This window comes from Arthrobacter sp. P1_B3 (genome assembly GCF_056406615.1).
Genome location: NZ_JBFTZV010000013.1, coordinates 1 through 20390 on the forward strand (window position 1 = coordinate 1; position 20390 = coordinate 20390).

Consider the following 20390-nt stretch of genomic DNA (forward strand, 5'->3'; position numbering starts at 1 on the left):
AAGCTCGCTTCGAGATGAGATTTCCATACACCTTGTGTGTGAGAGGCCCCCAGCCAGACCACTGGGTTGATAGGCCGGATGTGGAAGCGAGGACTAACGACTCGTGAAGCTGACCGGTACTAATAGGCCGATAACTTACACCACACACCCATCCCGTGAACGGATTCAAAAGACGTTCACACCCCGGGAAGGGTACAAAGAAACAAGACTGCTTGCGTCCACTATGTGGTTCCCAAACAACAAACCCGTTGCTTGAGAACCGACAACAAAATAACAACACCACAGATGTTGTAACCACCAGATTTCCCACCCCCACGCCACCAGGCGCCGGCGGGTACGGGACACAGGGTTACGGCGGTCATAGCGTGGGGGAAACGCCCGGTCCCATCCCGAACCCGGAAGCTAAGACCCACAGCGCCGATGGTACTGCACCCGGGAGGGTGTGGGAGAGTAGGTCACCGCCGGAACACCATTCACGGTCGAGGACCCCCAACCACAGGTTGGGGGTCCTCCCGCATTTAACCCCACAACACAAAACCAGCTGCCGGACCACCGGGCCAGGCCGCCTGTGAGGCCGCCCCGGCCCTCTGTTCAGACGGCGGAAAGTCCGCCGGCGAGGACCGCAGTGGATCTGCCTGAATCGGCCCCGGCGAAGGGGCGTCCGCTCTCGGCGCAATTTGGCCGCGATCGGCGTCGATTCCAGTGATTTTCCCCAAAAAACGCCGAAAACACGCGGAATTTGCCACCTCTGAGGCGCCAAGCTGGTAAGTTTTCGAACAGTGGTTTGTACGCATGCCGTGTGCAGGCTCCAAAAATCATGACCGTCCAGGAGGACATAAATGGCTAAGAACCGTAGTGAACTTGTTGCAGAGGTCGCAGGCAAGGCCGGCACCAGCCAGGCAGCAGTCAACTCCGTGCTCGACGCACTGTTCGAGGTCTTCGAGACCTCTGTCGCCGCGGGCGAAAAGATCACCATCCCGGGCTGGCTCGCAGTGGAGCGCACCGACCGTGCAGCTCGCACCGGCCGCAACCCGCAGACTGGCGAGACCATCCAGATTGCCGCTGGCCACAGCGTCAAGCTGACCGCCGGCTCCAAGCTGAAGGCTGCAGTCGCCAAGAAGAAGTAGTCTTCTTCGCAGGCTTGAAAGGAGCGGCAACCCTCGGGTCGCCGCTCCTTTTGGGTTCCCGGCCGTCTCCCGCCCCATCAGCGCCCGGTCGCCTGGACCGACCCCCAAGGCCGAACCGTTGGGGGCCGATTCGCTGAGCAGGACGGCGTAGCGGACAATGGAGGTGTGCCTTCCGCAGCAAATCCCACGCCCACAACCGCAGCGCCCGTTCCCCCCGGGGACACACGCGGCCCTGGCCAAGGTCCTGGCGGCATTGCCCGGCCGTGGCTGATAGCCGGCCTCAGCGCGTTGTTCGTGGGCCTGTCCGTGGCACTCATCTTTTCCGGCGCGGCAGCCGCCCGCGAGGTCTCGGATCCGGGTGCGCTGGTGCGCTGGGGGCTGCCGGTGACCAAAGCGGTCCACAACGTCGCCGTGGCCACCGTGATCGGCGGCCTGATCTTCGCCGTCGCGATCCTCCCGCGGAACCGGAGCGGCTCCCGGACCAAGGAGCAGGACGGCCCGGAACATCCGGCCTTCACCCGGGCGCTGGCCGTGGCCGCCGCGGCCGGCGCCGTCTGGACGCTCTCCGCGATCTCCGTGCTGGTCCTGGGCTATGCGGACATTGCAGGGCAGGGCATCTCCGGGGATCCGGAATTCACCCGCTCCCTCGTGTACTTCATGACGGACATCGAAACGGGACGTGCCTGGCTGGCTGTCGTGATCATCGCGGCCGTCGTCACCACAGCCCTTTTCGGCGTGCGATCCCGAGGCGGCCTGGCACTGACCCTGCTCCTTTCGCTGATCGGGCTGGTCCCCGCCGCCCTGATCGGGCACTCCTCAAGCTCCAGCGACCACGAGGGCGCCATCAACTCGCTCGGCCTGCACCTGGTGGGCGTATCGGCCTGGGTGGGCGGCATCATCATGCTGGCGATCCTTTCCGGCGTCCTGACCGGCACCGGCGCCGGCGGGCGCACCTCAGGTGCGTCCGCGCGCACCGCAGACATCACCGAGCCGACCCTGCGCCGGTTCTCGTCCCTTGCGGGTTTTGCCTTCGTTCTGGTCTTCGCCTCAGGGGTGATCAACGCCAGCATCCGCCTCACCACCTGGGCAGACCTCTTCGGGTCGGCCTACGGGCAACTGATTCTCGCCAAGACGGCGGCAGTCCTTGTGCTGGGCGGCATCGGGCTCATGCACCGCCGCTGGGTTATCCCGCAGCTGGGCAACCGAGGCATGGGCAGGTCCGCGCGCCAAGTGCTGTGGCAGCTGGTTATCGTCGAACTGATCATCATGGGAGCGACGTCCGGGATCGCCGTGGCGCTGGGACGCTCTGCCCCGCCGCAGCCCACCACCTTCGCCCCCGACGCGTCGCCGGCCTTCATCCTCTCCGGCTACGAGCTCCCGCCGCAACTGACCCCGGAACGATGGCTCACCGAGTGGCGGCTCGACTGGCTCTGGGTCGCCGTCGCGGCCTTTGCCCTGGTGTCCTACGCCCTCGGAGTCCGGAAGGTGCTGCAACGGGGCGACTCGTGGCCCTGGTTCCGGACGGTCAACTGGGTGATCGGACTCGTGGTCCTCACCTACGTGACCTCGGGGCCGCCGTCGGTCTACGGCAGGGTGCTGTTTTCCGCGCACATGGTGGACCACATGGCCCTGACCATGGTGGCCCCCATCTTCCTGGTCCTAGGCGCCCCGGTGACGCTGGCGCTCCGGGCGCTCACCCCGCGGCGCGACAGTTCGCGCGGACCGCGCGAGTGGCTGATGATCTTCATCCACTCCAAGTTCTCGCAACTGGTGACCCATCCGCTGTTCGCGGCCGCCAACTTCGCCGGCTCCATCGTGCTCTTTTACTACTCGGACGCGTTCGGCTACGCGATGCGGGACCACGTGGGCCACGAGCTCATGAACCTGCACTTCGCCCTCACCGGCTACATCTTCGTGCTCACCATGATCGGCACCGATCCGCTGCCGCGCCGCGCACCGTACCCCATGCGGCTGCTGCTCCTGCTGGCCACCATGGGCTTCCACGCGTTCTTCGGCGTCGCCATCATGGGAGGCACGGGGCTGCTGGCCGCGGACTACTTCGGCAACCTGGGGCGGACGTGGGGCCCCTCGGCCCTGCTGGACCAGCAGATGGGTGGCGCTGTGGCCTGGGGCATCGGCGAAGTGCCCACCCTGCTGGTGGCGATTGGCGTCGCCGTCATGTGGTCCCGTTCCGACGCGCGCGAGTCCAAACGCACCGACCGGGCGGCGGACAGGAATAACGACGCCGATCTCGCTGCTTACAACGATATGTTTGCCAAGCTGGCCGAGCGCGACGCCAGGCTTGCCGAACGCAATTCAAAGCTGGAAGGACGCTCATGACCGAAACCGTACGCACCCATCTCCGGGTCCGGGCCTCCGAACTTGTCGGCCGCAACTGGCTGAACACCGGTGGCAAGTCCCTGGACCTCGAATCCCTGCGCGGCAAGATCGTGCTGCTGGACTTCTGGACGTTCTGCTGCATCAACTGCCTGCACGTCCTGGACGAACTCCGTCCGCTCGAGCAGCAGTACTCGGATGTCCTGGTGACCGTCGGCGTGCATTCGCCCAAGTTCGAGCACGAGGCCGATCCCGTGGCACTGGCGGCCGCCGTGGAGCGCTACGAGATCCGCCACCCGGTCCTCGACGACCCCGAATTGGACACGTGGAAGGCCTACACGGCCCGGGCGTGGCCCACCCTGGTGGTCATCGATCCCGAGGGCTACATCGTGGCGCACCTCTCCGGTGAAGGCCACGCGGACGGCCTCGCCGTGCTGATCCCCGAACTGATCGCCGAGCATGAGGCAAGGGGCACCCTGCACCGCGGCGACGGCCCCTATGTGGCGCCGGAACCGACGTCGGGCACGCTGCGCTTCCCGGGCAAGGCCCTGTTCCTGCCCGACGGCCGTGGCGTCGGAAGCGCCGGGGACGGCTCGTGGCTGGTGACCGACACCGGCCATCACCGGCTCGTGGAACTCTCCACCGATTTTGAGACGGTGCTGGCCACGTACGGCTCAGGTGAAAAGGGCCACGCCGACGGCAACGCAGCGACCGCCCGGTTCAATGAACCGCAGGGCCTGGTGCTGCTGCCCGAGGACGTCGCCGCGGACGCCGGCTACGACGTCGTGATTGCCGACTCCGTGAACCACCGGCTCCGCGGACTGTCCCTCTCGGACGGAACCGTCCGGACGCTGGCCGGCAACGGCGTGCAGCGGCTGCTGGAAACCGGCCCGGCCCGTGTGAACGAGGAAGGCGCCGCCTACGGTACCCGGCTCGAGGCGGATCCGCTTGGGGTGTCCCTGAGTTCGCCGTGGGATGTCGTCTGGTCCAGCAAACTCAACGCCGTGGTGGTGGCGATGGCTGGGGTGCACCAGATCTTCAGTTTCGAGCCGACCTCCGGCGCCGTAAAGATCATCGCCGGCAACGGCCTCGAAGGTCTCCTGGACGGCCCGGCCGCTGAAGCCTGGTTCGCCCAGTCCTCCGGTCTCGCCGAAGACGCCGACGGCAACATCTGGGTGGCTGACTCCGAGACCTCCGCTTTGCGCAAACTCGTGATTAGCGACGCCGGCAGCATCACCGTCGAGTCGGCCGTGGGCAAGGGCCTGTTCGACTTCGGCTTCCGCGACGGCCCCGCCGCAGAGGCGCGGCTGCAGCACCCGCTCGGCGTGACGGTGCTCCCTGACGGCTCGGTGGCCATCGCGGACACGTACAACGGCGCAGTGCGCCGCTACGACCCGGCAACGGGCACGGTGTCCACACTGGCGCGCGGACTGTCCGAGCCCTCGGACGTGATTGTGGACCACACCCAGGTCGCCGGATCTGAGCCGTTGCTGGTGGTGGTCGAGGCCAACAAGCACCAGCTGGTGTACGTGCCCATCCCGAAGGAAGCGCAGCAGGTGGACGAGGGCGCTGCGCAGACCCACCGGCCCAAGAGCCCCGTGGCGCCCGGGCCGCTCGAACTGGCGGTGCGCTTCACGGCGCCCACCGGGCAGAAGCTGGACGACCGGTGGGGCGATCCCACCCAGTTGAAGATATCGTCCACACCGCCCGAACTGCTGGTTTCCGGCGGCGGGACGTCCGTGGGGCTCCTCCGCACACTGGAGCTTTCCTCCGACGTTGCCGAAGGCGTCCTGCACATCACCGCCCGCGCGGCGGCGTGTGACGGACCCGAAGACGCCGACGGCGAGATCCCGGACCACGCGGCCTGCCACCTGTACCAGCAGGACTGGGGAATCCCCGTGCTCCTGCAGGCCGACGGCGACACCGAGCTGGTCCTGGACCTGCGCGGAATGGACTGACCCGCTGCACCGCTGCTCATCAAAAGGCTGCTGTCCGTGACCTCACGTCACGGACAGCAGCCTTTTGGCTTTCAATGGTGGCGGAGGTCCTGGCGGTTCTCTCGGATGGCCCAAAGTCTGCCCTGCGTGACGGGAAGAGACGCTGCGGCGGGGAATCCCCCGGTTCTAGTAGTTAACCGGGTCTAGTAGTTGAGCTGCGGCGTGAGCTTGACGGTGTCGCCGTCGATGTCCAGGCGGGTCGTGAAGCTGAAATCGTGTACCGAGTTGATGTCGGACACGGCGCCGGTGAACAGGTCCACCTGGCGGGCCTTGATCCGGGCCTTGCCGTCCAGGGGCGCCACCACCCAGCGGCCGCCGAACGGCTCGATGCTGACGGTCGGGTAGTCCGTAATGCTCCAGTCGATGGTTCCGTCCATCACGCGGTTGTTGGTGGCGTGGTAGAACGGGCAGTCGGGCTGCAGCATCTGCTGCTTGTCGGCCTCGTCGGCGCAGGAGTCCAGGAACTCCTTGACCTTGCCGCTCACGGCCTCCTTCAGGGCACCTGTGGCCTCGGTCAGCAGGTTCAGCGAGGCCGGGCGCGCGTCCCCGCCCGCCACGGTGGCCCGGCTGGCCGGGGCGGAGAAGTACTGGCCGTTCAGCGCGGCCTCGTACTCGCCGGGGTAGAAGACAGCGAAGGAGTTGCGGCCGTTGGGCATGTTCACCGGTACCCCGTTGAGGGTGGCCTCGCTGGAGTTGACCACAGTGACGTCCAGGACGGGCAGCGCGGAGGGGACGAAAGACCATTTGTGGAAGAACAGCCACTCGGTGCCGGAGCGCTCCAGCAGGAACTCGGCGTGCAACTGGCTGCCGTCGATCGTGTAGTCCATGGGCACCATGACCTGATTCGCGCCGCGTTCCTCAGCGCCACCAAGCTTGACGTCGGAGATGCGGGCGGCCGCGGTTTGCAGTGCGGTTCCGTCGAGCATCGCCGGGTTGCTTTGCGGCACGGAGGCGCGCAACAGGCCCAGCGCCTTTTCGCCATCGCCCTTTTGCAGGGCGCTGAGATATTCGCGGACCGGCTGCTGGGGCCCGGCAACGGAGTCGTTCACCAGGTTGATGGACACGATGGCCCCGGCCACGGCAAGCATCAGTCCGAGCAGCCACACTGCCGCGATTTTGACCAACGCCTGACTCATCTGCACGATTCTTACGTTACCTGCACCCCACAGGAATCCCTGTGTCAAGGTGCGCATCTGTGACGCGGAGCATGGCGGGCCAAGACCATTCGGTGGGATGCCCCCGTGGTCATCCCTAGCGCCGGCGGCGCTTCGAGGAAGTGCCGAAGACGCCGCGGAGCAGCTCCCTGCCGAGTTGGGTTCCCAGCGAGCGGGCCATGCTCTTGAGGCCTCCGCCGAGGGCCCCCGCGAGGTCGCCACCGATCCCACCGCCGGCGATGCCGCCGCCGTCCGTCGGCTGCGCCGGCCGTGGGGCCCGCCGTTCAGGCGCGTTCGCGTGTTCGGGCGTCCCCGGCGCCGGCGCTGGACGGCTGCTGGGACGGCCAAGGATTTCTTCCTCGATCCGTCGGGCTTCGGCATCGATGGCGTTGGCGTCCAAGCTGCCGCCCTGGTCCGCGCCGCCTTGGCCCGCGCCGCCCTGGTGCGCGGTCCCGGCGGCCGGTCCGGTGGGGGCAGCGCCCTTCCCGGCGATCTTCTCGTAGGCCGAGATGTTGTCGACCGCGGTGCCGTACTTGGGCAGGAGCGCGGAGGCGGCGACGGTGCTGGAGATCAGGGCGTCGGTGCTGGGCCCCATCACGGATTCCGGGGCGCGGAGCCGGGTCAGTGCCACGGGAGTTGGCGCGCCCTTCTCATTCAGGACGGTGATAACGGCCTCGCCGATGCCGGCGGTGGTGAGGGTCTCCTCTAGGTCGTAGTCGCTGGTCGGGAAGGTGGAGACGGTGGCCCGGAGGGCCTTGGCATCCTCCGGGGTATAGGCGCGGAGGGCGTGCTGTACCCGGTTTGCCAGCTGGCCGAGGACGTCGGCGGGGACATCCTTGGGGGTCTGCGTCACGAAGAAGATGCCGACGCCCTTGGACCGGATGAGCCGGACGGTGGTGGTGATGGCGTCGAGGAAGGCCTTGGAGGCGCCGTTGAACAGCAGATGCGCCTCATCCAGGAAGAACACCAGCTTGGGCTTGTCGAGGTCCCCGGCCTCCGGCAGGTCCTCGAAGAGGTCGGCGAGCAGCCACATCAGGAACGTCGAGAAGAGCATGGGCTTGGTCTGCAGCGTGGGTAGCTCCAGGCAGCTGACCACGCCGCGGCCGTCCGGCGCGGTACGCAGCAGTTCGGCGGTGTCGAACTCGGGTTCGCCGAAGAACGTCTCCATGCCCTGCGCCTCAAGCGTGATCAGTTCGCGCAGGATCACACCGGCGGTTGCCTTGGAGAGGCCGCCGAGTTCCTCAAGCTCGTCCTTGCCCTCGGCGGAGGTCAGGAACTGGATGACGGCCCGCAGGTCCTTGAGGTCGATCAGTTCCAGGTTGTTCTTGTCCGCGAAATGGAAGACGAGCTGCAGGCTGGATTCCTGGGTTTCGTTCAGGTCCATGACCCGGGAGAGCAGGATGGGGCCGAAGGAGGTAATGGTGGCGCGGACCGGGATGCCCTGGCCGTCGCCGCCGAGGGCCAGGAACTCCACCGGGAAGGTCTTGCCGGCCCACGCCTGGCCGATGCTCTCCGTGCGGGTCCGGAGTTTGTCGCTGCCCGTGGCCGCCGTGGCCAGCCCGGAGAGGTCGCCTTTGATGTCGGCAAGGAACACGGGCACGCCCGCCGTGGAGAGCTGTTCGGCCATCATGTGCAGCGTGACGGTCTTGCCGGTGCCTGTCGCCCCGGCCACGAGGCCGTGCCGGTTCATCATCGCGAGCGGCAGCCGGACGGGGGCGTCCTTGTGGAGTTCGCCATCGACGATCGCCGCACCGAGTTCGATCGTGGGGCCGTCCAGGGTGTAGCCCTTCTGGATCGTGGCGACTTTATCTGCAGTGGATTTGATGGCCATGCGGTTAGCTTAGCCGGGTCCGGGGTTCCCGGACCCGGCTAAGACTGGCCTATTCCGCGGGACGCGCACACCGACTGTGCCGCCCCATCGATGCCGTGCCGGCGGCCCATCGACGCCGTGACGGAATTACGCCACCGATTAGCGTTTCTGCGATTCTGCCTTAGACTGTGGCATGCCCAACTCGTTCCCGCGCATCGTACTGGCCTTTGTTGTGACCCTCGGCCTTGTCCTCTTGGGCGGAAGCCCCGCCTCGGCCGTCACGGCCAGCACCTCGGGACCCGGAATCGATGTGTCCTGGCCGCAGTGCGGCAGGACCCTGCCAAAGCAGCCCGCCTTCGCAATCGTCGGCGTCAACTACGGCCTGGCCAACAACACGAACCCGTGCCTGGCAAGCCAGCTGGCCTGGGCGAAGACCGCAAAGTCCCCCGCAGCGACAGCGCAGCCCAGAGTGGCCCTGTACGTGAACACCGCCAACCCCGGCCGGCAGGGGTCATGGTGGCCCACGTCGAACACCTACAACGGGGTGAAGGTCACCAACCCCTACGGCAACTGCGCCCTGGGGTCGTTCAAAGCCTGCTCCTACATGTACGGGTGGGCCAAGGCGTCCGACGACGCCAGGCGCCGCGGGGTCAGCAACCCGCAGTCCTACCTCTGGTGGCTGGATGTGGAAACGGAAAACACCTGGCAGGCAGACACGGCCGCCAACGTCGCCGTCCTGGAAGGCATGACCGCCTACTTCAAGAGGATCGGCGCGCGCGTGGGCCTCTACTCCACTGGCTACCAGTGGGGGAAGATCGCCGGATCCGTGAAGTTCACCAGCCCGCTGGCAGGACTGCCGAGCTGGCTCGCTGGAGCGGGATCGGCGGCCGGCGCCAAGCAGAACTGCGCCCTGCCCGGGCTCACCCCGCGCAGCCGCGTCTCGATGACGCAGTACATCTCCGGCGGCCTCGACTACAACTACTCCTGCAGCTGATCCCGCTGAACCGCTGAAGCAGACGCTGAAGTAGAAGCAGAAGCTGGCAAGAAGCAGTCGGCCCAGCTGGGGGTGGGCTGTCCGCGCGGTCCAGAATCATGTGCAGAAATATGTGCAGAAATATCCCGGGGGCCGCCGTCGTTGATGCCAGTGTGCCCGCGCCGGAAACCCGGCGCCGCCCAGGACCGCAGTTCCAAACTCCGGCCCGCACACTGCTCCGCTACGAAAGGCCGGCTTTTCCGTGACTGTTCCGCTTTCCATTCTTGACCTTGCAACCATCGGCCCGGGCCAGACGGCGGCGGAGAGCTTCGCCGGAAGCGTGGCCATGGCGCAGCTCGCCGAGGACCGGGGCTACCGGCGGATCTGGTACGCCGAGCACCACAACATGTCCGCGATCGCCTCTTCCGCCACGAGCGTGCTGATCGCCCACGTCGCGGCCCACACCTCCAGCATTCGGCTCGGCGCCGGGGGCGTGATGCTGCCCAACCACTCGCCGCTGACCATCGCGGAACAGTTCGGCACGCTCGAAACGCTGCACCCGGGAAGGATCGACCTCGGGCTGGGCCGGGCGCCCGGCAGCGACCAGAACACCATGCGCGCCCTGCGCCGCGATCCGATGTCGGCAGACAGCTTCCCGCAGGACGTCCTGGAGCTCCAGGGCTACCTGACCGGCCCCACCCGCATCCAGGGCGTGGAGGCCACCCCGGGCAAAGGCACCAACGTGCCGCTGTACATCCTGGGCTCGTCCCTGTTCGGCGCCAGGCTGGCCGCCCAGCTGGGCCTGCCCTACGCCTTCGCCTCGCACTTCGCGCCCAACGCGCTGCAGGACGCGGTGGCCGTCTACCGCCGCGAGTTCCGGCCCTCTGCGCAGCTCGACGCCCCGCATGTGATCGCCGGCGTCAATGTCGTTGCCGCGGATACGGCCGCGGAGGCGCAGGCGATGTTCCAGGCCACCAAGCGGGCCAGGGTCTCCCTGTTCTTCGGCAATGGCCGTGTGTTCAGCGACGACGAGGCGGACATGATCCTGGACTCGCCCCAGGGCCAGCACGTGGCGCAGATGATGAAGTACTCCGCTGTGGGCACTCCCGATGCCGTCCTGGCGTACCTCGAGGAGTTCACGGGGCACGCCGACGCGGACGAACTGATCGTGGCGCATCAGAGCACCGGCACCGAGGCCCGGCTCCGTTCCGTGGACCTTCTGGCCGACGCCGCCCAGCTCGTGCGGGCCTAAGAGCCTGCGCGCCCAACTGCCTGCGGGTCTCACGGCGGCCCGGGCTACAGTTCCCGGCGGGCGCCCTCGGACGCGGTGACGGGGAAGATGTGCGGGGCCGTGAACCCGGCACGGGCGAAGTCGCGTGCAATGCCCCCGGCCACGTCGCCGGCGTCGTCGCTCCGGACCAGGGCGAGGGCGGCCCCGCCGAAGCCGCCGCCGGTCATGCGCGCTCCGATGGCGCCCAATTCCTGCGCGCCGGCCACGGCGAGGTCGAGCTCGGGCGTGGAGATCTCGAAGTCGTCGCGCATGGACAGGTGCGACTCGTTGAGGAACGGCCCGATGGCGGCCGCGCCGGAGGTCCGCAGCGCCGCGACGGTGTCCAGCACCCGCTGGTTTTCCGTGATGATGTGGCGGACCCGGCGGTAGGTCTGTCCGTCGAGCTGTGCTGCGGCGCGGGGGAGATCATCCGGGCCCAGTGCCCGCAGGCTGCCGACGCCCAGGCGGCGGGCACCGTCCTCGCAGGACCGGCGGCGGCTGGCATAGCCGCCGTCGGCATGGGAATGGCTGGTGCGGGTGTCGATCACCAGGAGCCCTACGCCGGCACCGGCGAAGCCCAGGGCAACGGTCTCGGTCACCAGGCTCTGGCAGTCGAGCAGGATGCCATGATCCGGTTCGCCCAGGAGCGAGGCCGACTGGTCCATGATGCCGGTGGGTGCGCCGACCACCCTGTTCTCGGCCAGCTGGCCGATCCGGGCTAGTTCCTGCCTGTCCAGCCCCAACTCCCAGAGATCGTTCAGGGCCAGGGCCACGGCGCATTCGACGGCGGCGGAGGAGGACAGCCCGGCGCCGGCCGGAACATCCGAGGTCAGCGCCAGGTCCAGGCCGGACATCCGCGAGGCACCCCCGGAACCGGCGCCGTCGGGCGCGCCGGCAGCCGCCGCGCGGGACATCGCCCAGGCCACACCCAGGGGGTAGGCGGCCCAGCCGGTCAGGGCATCTGGGTCCAAGTCCTCGAGGCTCACCTCCATCATGCCGGGGAAAGAGCTGCTTGTGACCCTGAGCAAGCGGTCTGCACGGGCGCGGGCCGCTACCGTGGTGCGCTTGTCGATCGCGATCGGCAACGCGAAGCCGTCGTTGTAATCCGTGTGCTCGCCGATCAGGTTGACCCGCCCGGGCGCCGACCACAAGCCGTCCGGCACGCCGCCGAACTGGCTGGAAAAGTACTCGCTTCCCAGTTGAAGGACCTCATTCATGGCTGGGCGGCTTCCTGTTCTGTTGCTGGCAGTTCTGTGCGGAATGGCTCGAGCCCTGCCGTAGGCGGTGGTGGCGATGCCTTTTCCATGGCCTCGCGGAGCCGGGCGGCAGCCGTTTCCGGCGGGATGTCCGCGATGAATGCGCCCATCGCGGCCTCCGAGCCTGCCAGGTACTTGAGCTTGTCCTCCTCCCGGCGGGGCGAGGTCAGCTGCAGCATGAGCCGGATGTCGTCGCGGTGGGCGTGGACGGGAGCCTGGTGCCACGCCGAAATGTACGGAGTGGGCGTGTCGTAGAGGGCATCGACGCCGCGCAGGAGCCGGCCGTACAGCCGGGAGAACTCATCGCGTTCCTCGCCTGTGGTGGCGGCGAGGTCCGGGACGTGCCGGTGCGGGAGGATATGGACTTCCAGCGGCCAGCGCGCGGCAAACGGGACAAACGCCGTCCAGTGCTCGCCCTGGAGCAGCACCCGCTCGGATTTCTGCTCGAAACTGAGGATGTCCTGGAACAGCGAGCCGCCGTAGCTCTCGATCGTGCGGACCAGCTGGGCCGTACGGGGCGTGATATACGGGTAGGCGTAAATCTGTCCGTGCGGGTGGTGCAGCGTCACGCCGATCGCTTCGCCGCGGTTCTCGAACGGAAAAACCTGTTCGACGCCGGGCAGCGCGGACAGCGCGGCCGTCCGGTCCGCCCAGGCTTCCACTACGGTGCGCATCCGGGACAGGGGCAGCCCCGCCAGGGACCCGGTGTGTTCGGGGGAGAAGCACACCACTTCGCACCGGCCCACAGACTGCCGGCTGCGCCCCAGCCCCACCAGGGCGAGCTCGTCCAGGCCCTCCGGCGCGCCGGCTCCCGCCAGGTCCGGTCCGAAGGACGGGGACTTGTTTTCGAAGACGGCGACGTCATAGAGGCTCGGAATCTCCGAGGGATTCTCCGGCGACGCCGGGGCCAGCGGGTCCAGGTGCGAGGGCGGCAGGACCACCCGGTTCTGCCGGGCGGCCGCGATCGAAATCCACTCCCCGGTCAGGACGTCCTGGCGCATGGTGGCGGTAGGCGGACGGAGCGCCGGCTCGCGGAGATCGTCCCCCCGGTCCGGGGGCAGGACGGTATCGGCATCATCGAAGTAGATGATGTCCCGGCCGTCGGAGAGCTTATAGGAGCGCTTCGTAATCTGGCCCATGGTCAGGAGTTCCTTACGGGGTGGCCGCCGGTTGCGGCTGGAACGGCGGCTGGAACGGCGGCGGTGACGCGGCGGATAGCCAGCAGCAGCCCGTGCTCCGGGTTTAGGACAGGCATGGGGAGGCCGGACTCCGCCAGGAACCGTCCGGTCGCCTCGACGCCGCCCGCAAGCCACGCCGGAGACACCGTCTGCAGGAACGCTCGCCTGTCATCGGCCGCCGGGTAGACCGCCTCCACCCGGTACGCGGCATCCGGCAGCAGCCCTGGCAGGCAGACCCGCCCCGGGACTTCGGCGAACGACGTCGCCACGGACACCAGGGCGAAGAGGGCCTCCCCGCCGTCATTGGACACGACGCCGTGGAGCCGGAGGGCCGGATCAGGCTCGTCCGCCCGTACCATCCGCCCGCTGTGCAGCAGGGGCCGGTACTGCTTGAACAGCGCGATCGCCCCGGCAAGCTCGCTGCGCTCGGAATCGGCGAGGTGCCGGACATCCCATTCGAGGCCGAAGTGGCCAAACATCGCGGTGATCGCCCGGAAGGAGAGGTCGTGCGTTCGCGCGGTGGTGTGGCTCGTGGTGGGTCCGATGTGCGATCCGACGAGCTCCGGCGGCACCACCACACCGGTCCAGCGCTGGATGGTCTGCCGTTCCAGGGCATCGTTGCAGTCCGAGGCCCAGATCCGGTCGGTGCGTTCCAGGATTCCGAGGTCCACGCGGGCGCCCCCGGAGGAGCAACTTTCAATCTCGACGTCCGGGTGGGCCAGGCGCAGCTCGTCGAGGAGCCGGTAAACGGCCCGCGTCTGGGCGTGCACGGAGGGGCGCCCGGCGTGGCCCATTTCGGTCAGGTCCCGGTTCTGGTCCCATTTCAGGTAGCTGATCCGGTATTCGCTCAACAGGGCATCGAGCCTGTCGAAAATGTACTGCCAGGCCTCCGGATTGACGAGGTCGAGGACCTGCTGGTGCCGCCACCGTTCCGGCAGCCGGCCGGCCGGGCTGCCCCCGCCGCTAGCGCTGCCGCCGGCGGCAGGGCTGCCCCCGGCGGTCCGCGGTACCGGAGCGGCGATCCAGTCCGGGTGGGCGCGGGCCAGGTCGGAGTCTTCGTTGACCATTTCGGGTTCCACCCAGAGACCGAATTCCATGCCGTGGCCGGTCACCGCGTCGATCAGCGGGGCCAGGCCACCGGGCCAGAGGTCCTCGTCGACGTACCAGTCGCCGAGGCCGGCCTGGTCGTTGCGCCGGCCGCGGAACCAGCCGTCGTCGAGGACGTAGCGTTCCACGCCCAGCCGGGCGGCGGATTCGGCGAGATCAAGCAGCATCGGCATCCGGTGGTCGAAATACACCGCTTCCCAGACGTTGAGAACCACGGGACGGGCTTTGCCCGACCGCACGCCGGGGTGGTGCGGGCGGCTCCGGAACCAGGTGTAGAAAGCATCGCTGATGCCGTCCAGCCCCGCGGCGGAGTACGCCGCGAACAACCACGGGGTCTCGTAGCTGGCGCCCGCGGCCAGGCTGATCTCGCCGGCGCCGAGCAGTTCCGAGGCGCCCAGGACGGTCCGGCCGTCCGCTGCGGCGTCAACGAAGCTCTCGTGGTTGCCGCTCCAGCCCAGATGCACGGCCCAGACCTGCCCGTGGCGGTTGCCGAATCCGGGCGTGCCGGCTGCCAGCAGGAGGGAAGCGTCATGGCCGGTCCGGCCGTGCCGGCCCGAGCGGACCCACGTGCCTTGGTGCAGCGGCAGGCGCTGGGGGTGGGACTCCCGGCACCAGCGGCCGGTGAGGTCCAGGATCTCTGTGGCGGCGCGGCCCACCGGCAGCACGGCCGCGAGTTCGTCAAGGCTGTACGGGCCGGCGCCGTCGTTATCGAGCCGGTGCCGTAGCTGGAGCAGGCCGCCGTCGTTGATCCTGATCTCCGTGCGGACTCTGACGCCGGCCTCGGGGTCCGCCTGGGTGATGACGGCCGAGCACTCGTGCGCGCCGGTCAGCTCCCCGCCGGAACGCCCCCCGCCGGAACGCTCAACACTGACAACGCGCAGCCGGGTCGAGAACGCCTGGCCATTCCGGTGGCCGCGGAGGCCGGGCCGTCCGCGCCAGCCTGAGGACGCCTGCGGGATCAGCCCCAGCGTGACCGGAACGTCGAGGGCCGAGCGCGGGACGGCGTCGCCCAGCAGCGAAAGCTCGGGCAAGGCCGGGCCGAGGTCGGCGCCGAAGTGCAGCATCGCGGCCTCGCCCGTGCTGAAGTCGATGAGCAGGGACGTGCCGGAGCGACGCAGGTACAACGGCTCCAGATCCGACGGCAACAGGCCCGGGACGCCCAGTGGGGAGCGGGTCTCGGCGGCAAGGGTGAGGTCCGGGTTGTTCACGGCAGCTCCAGGCGTAGTGGTTTGGGGGTGGGCGGGCCTTGCCGTCAGCCTGCGGCTGCTGTGGGGCTCGTGGCTGTGCTGATGCGCCGGGCGTCGCCGGTACTGGCCAGGCGGAGCCTGCCGACGCGCTCGCCGAGGATGCGCCGGGCCTCGCTGCCGAGGAGGTCGTCGCTGATCAGTTCGTCAGCGTCCTCCAGGCTGGCGATGGTGCTGATGCCAAGGGTGCCCCACTTCGTGTGGTCGGCCAGCACCACCACCCGCCGGGCCGCGGTGACGAAGGCCCGGTCGGTTTCGGCTTCCAATACGTTGGGGGTGGTGAACCCGGCGTCGGCGTCGACGCCGTGGACGCCGAGGAACAGCACGTCCAGGTGCAGCTGCTTGAGCGAGGACGTGGCCAGCGGCCCGACGAGGGCATCGGAGGGTGTGCGCTCGCCGCCGGTCAGGATCACGGTGGACGGCGAGGAGCTCTGGTGGAAGACATCCGCGATCCGCACCGAGTTGGTGACCACCGTGATCCGCGGCCCGGCGGACAGCAGCTGGGCCAGCGCCCAGGTGGTGGTGCCCGCGCTGAGCCCCACCGCCATGCCCTCGCGCACCTGGGCGGCCGCCTCCTGGGCAATCGCCATCTTCTCGTCCTGGAGCTGGGTCACCTTCAGCTCGAAGCCTGGCTCGTGGGTGCCGGCCCCGCCGGGCAGCTTGGCCCCGCCGTGGATTTTCTCCACGGAGCCGGCCGCGTCGAGGGCCTCGATGTCCCGCCGCACGGTCATCAGCGAGACGCCGAGCATCTTGGCGAGGTCCGCGACACGGACGATCCGCTCACGTTGGACCTCCGCGAGGATGGCGGAATGGCGGGCTGCGGCTAGCATGTGGAGTCCTTACAGGCTTGAGTGGCTTGAGTGGCTGGCGGACGTGCCGACCAATTGGGCGGCACGGGAACGGACGACGGCGACACCTCCGGCCGCGAGGCCGAGCCCGCCGTCGAGCTCGGCTCCGGAGAGCAGGTCGACGCCTTCCAGCGGCAGCCTGACGTCGTGGGCCCCGTGGTTAATGCAGAACGTCCAGTCAGTGCCGTCCTTGCTGCGCCGGGCAACTTCCACATTGTCCGGGAGGTCCGGAATGAGCGGCTGCACCCTGGCATCGGCGCAGACGACGGCGAGCAGTTCGCCCAGGCCCTCCGGTGCGAGCGTCGTTGCGACATAGTAGGAGCGGCCGCTTCCGGCGCGGTTGCGGGTCACGGCGGGAGCGCCGGCTGCCGGTCCCTCTTCCACGGTCGCGAGGACCTCGGCGGTGGTCGCCCGCCCCAGTTCGTTCCAGCAGGTGCCCGCCCCGAAACCGCTGAGCCGGACGCTTTCGCCGCCGCGCAGCGGAAAGAATTCTTCCATCCGGACGCCCAGCAGTGCGCTGAACGCGCCGGGGTAGCTGCCGAGCCTGATGTGGTCATTTTCGTCCACGATACCGGAGAAATACGTCACCACGAGGTGGCCGCCGGCGCGCACGTACGCGTCCAGGTTCGCGGCCCCGGCATCGCTCACGAGGTACTGCATTGGTGCGACGACGAGCCGGTAGCCGGAGAGGTCGTCGGTGCTCTGGCGGAAGTCGGTGGGGATGCCGGCACGGTAGAAGGCATCATGCCAGCGGAGGGTTTCCGCGATGTTGGAGGCATCCACGCTCGGGTGCGAGTCCAGTTCCGAGGCCCAGCGGGCGTCGGTGTCGTGGAGGATCGCGACGTCCACCCGGCCGGATGCTCCCGTCACCACCGAGCCGCTGATTTCGGCGAGGCTGCGCAGCGCCTGGCCGAGCTGGACCACTTCACGCCAAACCTTGGTGTCCGTGCCGGCATGCGGCAACAGCCCGGAGTGGAACTTCTCGGCGCCCGCGCGCGAGGCCCTCCACTGGAAGAAGAGCGCGCCGTCGGCGCCGCGGGCAACGTGCTGCAGGGAATTGCGCAGCATCTCACCGGGCGCTTTGGCGATGTTGCGGGGCTGCCAGTTCACGGCAGAGGTGGAATGCTCCATGAGCAGCCACGGCTTGCCCTTGGCCCAGCCGCGGGTGAGGTCCGCGGTTGCCGCCAGTTCCTGGAAGTTTCGCAAGTCCTCGGCGATGAGGTAGTGGTCGTTGGAGACCACGTCCATCTCCTCGGACCAGCGCCAGTAGTCCACGGGCTGGTGCAGGCCCATGTTGAACCCCATGAAGTTGGTGGTCACGGGATGCCCTGAGTGTGAGCGAATGATCGCGGCCTCGGCCTTGTAGCATTCGAGCAGTTCATCGGAGGAGTAGCGGGCGAAGTCCAGCTGCTGGGTCGGGTTAACCCAGGTCCCGGAGGTGCGCGGCGGCAGGATCTGCTCCCAGGCCGAGTAGCGCTGGGACCAGAAGGCGGTGCCCCACGCGGCATTGAGGGCCTCGAGGCTGCCGTACCGGTGTTCGAGCCAGCGCCGGAAGCCGGCGGCGGCGCCGTCGGAGAAATCCGGCTGGTTGTGGCAGCCGTACTCGTTGTGGACGTGCCACATCACGACGGCGGGGTGGTCCTTGTACCGGACGGCGATCTGCTCGGTCAGGGCCGCGGCGGCCCGGCGGTATTCGGCGCTCGAGGCCGCGAACGCCTGCCGGGAACCGTAACTGTGCCGCACGCCGTCGGCCGTTACCGGCAGGGACTCGGGGTACTTGTGGCTGAACCAGGGCGGCGGCGATGCCGTGGCGTTCGCCAGGTCCACCCGGATGCCGTTCGCGTGCAGCAGGTCCAGGACCCGGTCCAGCCAGCCGAACTCGTAGACGCCCTCGGACGGCTCAAGCAGGGACCAGCTGAAGATGCCCACGCTGACGAGGTTGACGCCGGCCTCGCGCATCAGCCGGACGTCCTCGTCCCAGGTTTCCTCGGGCCACTGCTCCGGGTTGTAGTCGCCGCCGAAGGCCAGCATCGGGGAGCCCTCGGAGCCGAGGCGGGCGGTGATGTAGTCCATGTGGTTGTTGTTGTGGTTGAAGCTGTTGTCCACGTTTATCCTTTGCTGGAGCCGAGGGTCAGGCCCGCCACGAAGTGGCGCTGCAGGAGCAGGTAGATGATCAGGGCCGGAATGGCCGTGATCATGGCGCCGGCGGCGATCAGGTTGTAGTTGGAGAGGAACTGGCCCTGGAGGTTGTTGATCGCGGTGGTGACCGGAAGGCGGTCGCCGCTTTGGATGAAGAGCAGGGGCCAGAAGAAGTCGTTGTAAATGAAGATCACCTCGAGCGTGCCCATGGCGGCCAGGGCAGGGCGGCACAGCGGCAGGATGATGTCCCAGTACTGGCGCCAGACGCCGGCCCCGTCGACCAGGGCTGCCTCGGTCAGTTCGGGGGACAGGGCCTTCATGTAGTTCGAGAGGACGAACGTCACAAAGCCGATCTGGAAGGCGGTGTCTACGGCAATCACGCTGATGTACGTGTTGAGCAGGTTCCCGGAATCGCTGACGGCGTACGGCAGCTCGAAGTGCTTGAACATTTCAAAGAGCGGCGCCGCGAGCACCTGCGGGGGCAGCAAGTTTCCGGCGGTGAACATGATGAGCAGGGTGATGTTGAACTTCCAGCTCACCCGGCTGACGGCGAAGGCCATCATGGAGGCGAAGAAGAGGATCAGGAACACGGTCGGGACCGTGATGAGCACGGAGTTCCAGAACAGCTTCGCAAAGCCGCCCTGCGTCCAGGCCTGGATGAAGTTGTCGAAGTTGAAGGCCCCGCCGGTGCTGAAATACCCGTACTTGTCCGTGTCCGCCTTTGGCCGAAGGGCAGTGAAAATGGCCCAGCCCAGCGGTACCAGCCAGATAGCCGCCATGACGATGAGGAAGACGTGGGTGCCGTAGTGCCGCTTGCCCTGCTTGTTGTTGGCCGGCCGGCCCGGCCGGGGGCGGGCCCTGCCCGGACCGGAGCTGCTCTGCCGGGCGTCTGCCGGCGTGCCGGCCGCGGCGGCATCGGTTGGATGGGCGATGCTCATGCCTCTTTGTCCTTTCCGAACGCGCGGGACAGGTAGAACGTGATGGGGATCAGCGAGATGACGAGCAGGATGACCGCCAGGGCCGACCCGATGCCGATCACCTGCCCCTCGCCCACCAGGTTCTGGATGACCAGGGCGCTGATGAGTTCCAGGCCGTTTGTGCCGCGGTTGATCACGTAGACGATGTCGAAGGCCCGGAGGGACTCGATAACGGTGATGACGATGATGATGACGTTGACCGGACGCATGGCCGGGAAGATCACCCGGAAGAAGGTCTGGACCGCGTTGGCGCCGTCAATCTGGGCCGCCTCCCGCAGTGTCGGATCCACTCCCTTGAGCCCGGCCAAGTACAGGATCATGACGTAGCCGGCGTGCCGCCAGGTGGCGGCGAAGAGGGCAGCCCAGATGTTGACGCTGGAATCCCCGAACCAGTCGACGGCCTGGGGCGTGCCCGCCGTGCCGAGGACGAAGTTCAAGAGGCCGCTGTCACGGTTGTAGAACAGCTGCCAGATGATCCCGATCAGGGCGAGGGACAGCATCACCGGTGCGAAGAAGATGCTCTGGTAGATCCGCGTGCCGCGGATGTTCTGGTCCAGGAGGACAGCCAGCAGCAGCCCCAGCGGGGTGGCGACAAGTGCCAGGAACGCCAGCCACAGCACGTTGTGCTGCATGGCCGGCCAAAACGGCGGGTAATCCTGGGCGATGAACTGGTAGTTCTCGACGCCGGCGGGCTTGATGTCGGTCAGCTCCAGCCCGTTCCAGCGGGTGAAGGACAGCCCGACCGACATGAGCGTGGGGATCCAGACCAATACGAGCTGGATCAGCGTGGGGACGCCCACCATCAAGCCGAGCACCAGTTTGTCGCGGCCGGACAGCCGCCGAACCCGCCGCGCTGGGGCGGCGGCTGCCTTGCGCCCCCGCGCCGACGGATTGGTAGAGACACTCATGGAGATTCCTTGCCTTGGGAAATGCAGAGGGGAATGCTGTGGAAATTGCGCGTGCGAAACGCGCG

14 protein-coding genes and 2 rRNA genes are annotated in these 20390 nt (G+C 67.9%); 7 read left to right on the top strand and 9 right to left on the bottom strand.

The genetic code is table 11. From position 1 onward, the window contains the following. From AC1D2F_RS14280 to AC1D2F_RS14300, 5 genes are all read left to right on the top strand, one after another. Positions 1 to 144: ribosomal RNA gene (locus AC1D2F_RS14280) — 23S ribosomal RNA — on the top strand; the annotation flags it as partial. 206 nt (positions 145 to 350) lie between these two features. Beyond that, a 5S ribosomal RNA gene (rrf, locus tag AC1D2F_RS14285) occupies positions 351 to 467 on the top strand. Between the two features lie 372 nt (positions 468 to 839). After that, the gene (locus tag AC1D2F_RS14290) at positions 840 to 1127 is read left to right on the top strand and encodes an HU family DNA-binding protein (RefSeq protein WP_011776355.1); all 288 of its coding nucleotides are present in this window, start codon (positions 840 to 842) and stop codon (positions 1125 to 1127) included. Positions 1128 to 1292: 165 nt separating this feature from the next. Next, positions 1293 to 3467: a bifunctional copper resistance protein CopD/cytochrome c oxidase assembly protein gene (locus AC1D2F_RS14295; protein ID WP_476966998.1), complete on the top strand. Its 2175-nt coding sequence runs from the start codon at positions 1293 to 1295 to the stop codon at positions 3465 to 3467. Next, the gene (locus tag AC1D2F_RS14300; protein ID WP_476966999.1) at positions 3464 to 5422 is read left to right on the top strand and encodes an NHL domain-containing thioredoxin family protein; all 1959 of its coding nucleotides are present in this window, start codon (positions 3464 to 3466) and stop codon (positions 5420 to 5422) included. Before AC1D2F_RS14295 ends, AC1D2F_RS14300 begins: the two co-directional genes overlap by 4 nt. A 182-nt stretch (positions 5423 to 5604) precedes the next feature. Here the strand turns inward: AC1D2F_RS14300 and AC1D2F_RS14305 are convergent, their stop codons facing one another. Together AC1D2F_RS14305 and AC1D2F_RS14310 are read right to left on the bottom strand one after the other, a co-directional pair. Then, positions 5605 to 6597, bottom strand: coding sequence for a hypothetical protein (locus AC1D2F_RS14305; RefSeq protein WP_476967000.1), 993 nt, complete (start codon positions 6595 to 6597; stop codon positions 5605 to 5607). 115 nt (positions 6598 to 6712) lie between these two features. After that, on the bottom strand, positions 6713 to 8446 hold the full coding sequence (locus tag AC1D2F_RS14310) for a helicase HerA-like domain-containing protein (RefSeq protein WP_364748743.1): 1734 nt from the start codon (positions 8444 to 8446) through the stop codon (positions 6713 to 6715). Between the two features lie 172 nt (positions 8447 to 8618). Here AC1D2F_RS14310 and AC1D2F_RS14315 point away from each other — a divergent pair, with 172 nt between their 5' ends. Then, the gene (locus AC1D2F_RS14315; RefSeq protein ID WP_229995049.1) at positions 8619 to 9419 is read left to right on the top strand and encodes a glycoside hydrolase family 25 domain-containing protein; all 801 of its coding nucleotides are present in this window, start codon (positions 8619 to 8621) and stop codon (positions 9417 to 9419) included. 241 nt (positions 9420 to 9660) lie between these two features. Beyond that, positions 9661 to 10650 (top strand): LLM class flavin-dependent oxidoreductase, encoded by a 990-nt coding sequence (locus AC1D2F_RS14320; RefSeq protein ID WP_364748740.1) that lies wholly within the window; start codon positions 9661 to 9663, stop codon positions 10648 to 10650. Positions 10651 to 10694: 44 nt separating this feature from the next. Here AC1D2F_RS14320 and galK read toward each other — a convergent pair whose 3' ends face one another. The 7 genes from galK to AC1D2F_RS14355 all read right to left on the bottom strand — a co-directional run bounded on the left by galK (position 10695) and on the right by AC1D2F_RS14355 (position 20325). Continuing rightward, positions 10695 to 11885, bottom strand: coding sequence for a galactokinase (gene galK / locus AC1D2F_RS14325; RefSeq protein ID WP_364748738.1), 1191 nt, complete (start codon positions 11883 to 11885; stop codon positions 10695 to 10697). Next, positions 11882 to 13063 carry a galactose-1-phosphate uridylyltransferase gene (gene galT / locus AC1D2F_RS14330; protein WP_476967001.1) on the bottom strand — a complete coding sequence of 394 codons (1182 nt, stop codon included), beginning with the start codon at positions 13061 to 13063 and terminating at the stop codon, positions 11882 to 11884. Before galT ends, galK begins: the two co-directional genes overlap by 4 nt. A 2-nt stretch (positions 13064 to 13065) precedes the next feature. Beyond that, positions 13066 to 15342 carry an alpha-galactosidase gene (locus tag AC1D2F_RS14335; protein ID WP_476967022.1) on the bottom strand — a complete coding sequence of 759 codons (2277 nt, stop codon included), beginning with the start codon at positions 15340 to 15342 and terminating at the stop codon, positions 13066 to 13068. Between the two features lie 119 nt (positions 15343 to 15461). Next, a complete protein-coding gene (locus tag AC1D2F_RS14340) occupies positions 15462 to 16283 on the bottom strand; it encodes a DeoR/GlpR family DNA-binding transcription regulator (RefSeq protein ID WP_476967002.1) in 822 nt (273 codons plus the stop codon). Between the two features lie 9 nt (positions 16284 to 16292). Next, positions 16293 to 18407 carry a beta-galactosidase gene (locus AC1D2F_RS14345; protein ID WP_476967003.1) on the bottom strand — a complete coding sequence of 705 codons (2115 nt, stop codon included), beginning with the start codon at positions 18405 to 18407 and terminating at the stop codon, positions 16293 to 16295. Positions 18408 to 18409: 2 nt separating this feature from the next. Further along, complete coding sequence (locus tag AC1D2F_RS14350) at positions 18410 to 19378, bottom strand: carbohydrate ABC transporter permease (RefSeq protein WP_229995043.1); 969 nt, start codon at positions 19376 to 19378, stop codon at positions 18410 to 18412. After that, positions 19375 to 20325, bottom strand: coding sequence for a carbohydrate ABC transporter permease (locus tag AC1D2F_RS14355; protein ID WP_364748731.1), 951 nt, complete (start codon positions 20323 to 20325; stop codon positions 19375 to 19377). The genes AC1D2F_RS14350 and AC1D2F_RS14355 overlap by 4 nt, the downstream gene beginning before the upstream one ends. Between the last annotated feature and the right edge of the window lie 65 nt (positions 20326 to 20390).

What these genes read in the sequence shown, in the direction of transcription:
- AC1D2F_RS14340 (WP_476967002.1), bottom strand. Translation starts at nt 16,283, where the DNA reads ATGCTAGCCGCAGCCCGCCATTCCGCCATCCTCGCGGAGGTCCAACGT.
- galT (WP_476967001.1), bottom strand. Translation starts at nt 13,063, where the DNA reads ATGGGCCAGATTACGAAGCGCTCCTATAAGCTCTCCGACGGCCGGGAC.
- galK (WP_364748738.1), bottom strand. Translation starts at nt 11,885, where the DNA reads ATGAATGAGGTCCTTCAACTGGGAAGCGAGTACTTTTCCAGCCAGTTC.
- AC1D2F_RS14290 (WP_011776355.1), top strand. Translation starts at nt 840, where the DNA reads ATGGCTAAGAACCGTAGTGAACTTGTTGCAGAGGTCGCAGGCAAGGCC.
- AC1D2F_RS14315 (WP_229995049.1), top strand. Translation starts at nt 8,619, where the DNA reads ATGCCCAACTCGTTCCCGCGCATCGTACTGGCCTTTGTTGTGACCCTC.
- AC1D2F_RS14310 (WP_364748743.1), bottom strand. Translation starts at nt 8,446, where the DNA reads ATGGCCATCAAATCCACTGCAGATAAAGTCGCCACGATCCAGAAGGGC.
- AC1D2F_RS14355 (WP_364748731.1), bottom strand. Translation starts at nt 20,325, where the DNA reads ATGAGTGTCTCTACCAATCCGTCGGCGCGGGGGCGCAAGGCAGCCGCC.
- AC1D2F_RS14305 (WP_476967000.1), bottom strand. Translation starts at nt 6,597, where the DNA reads ATGAGTCAGGCGTTGGTCAAAATCGCGGCAGTGTGGCTGCTCGGACTG.
- AC1D2F_RS14300 (WP_476966999.1), top strand. Translation starts at nt 3,464, where the DNA reads ATGACCGAAACCGTACGCACCCATCTCCGGGTCCGGGCCTCCGAACTT.
- AC1D2F_RS14350 (WP_229995043.1), bottom strand. Translation starts at nt 19,378, where the DNA reads ATGAGCATCGCCCATCCAACCGATGCCGCCGCGGCCGGCACGCCGGCA.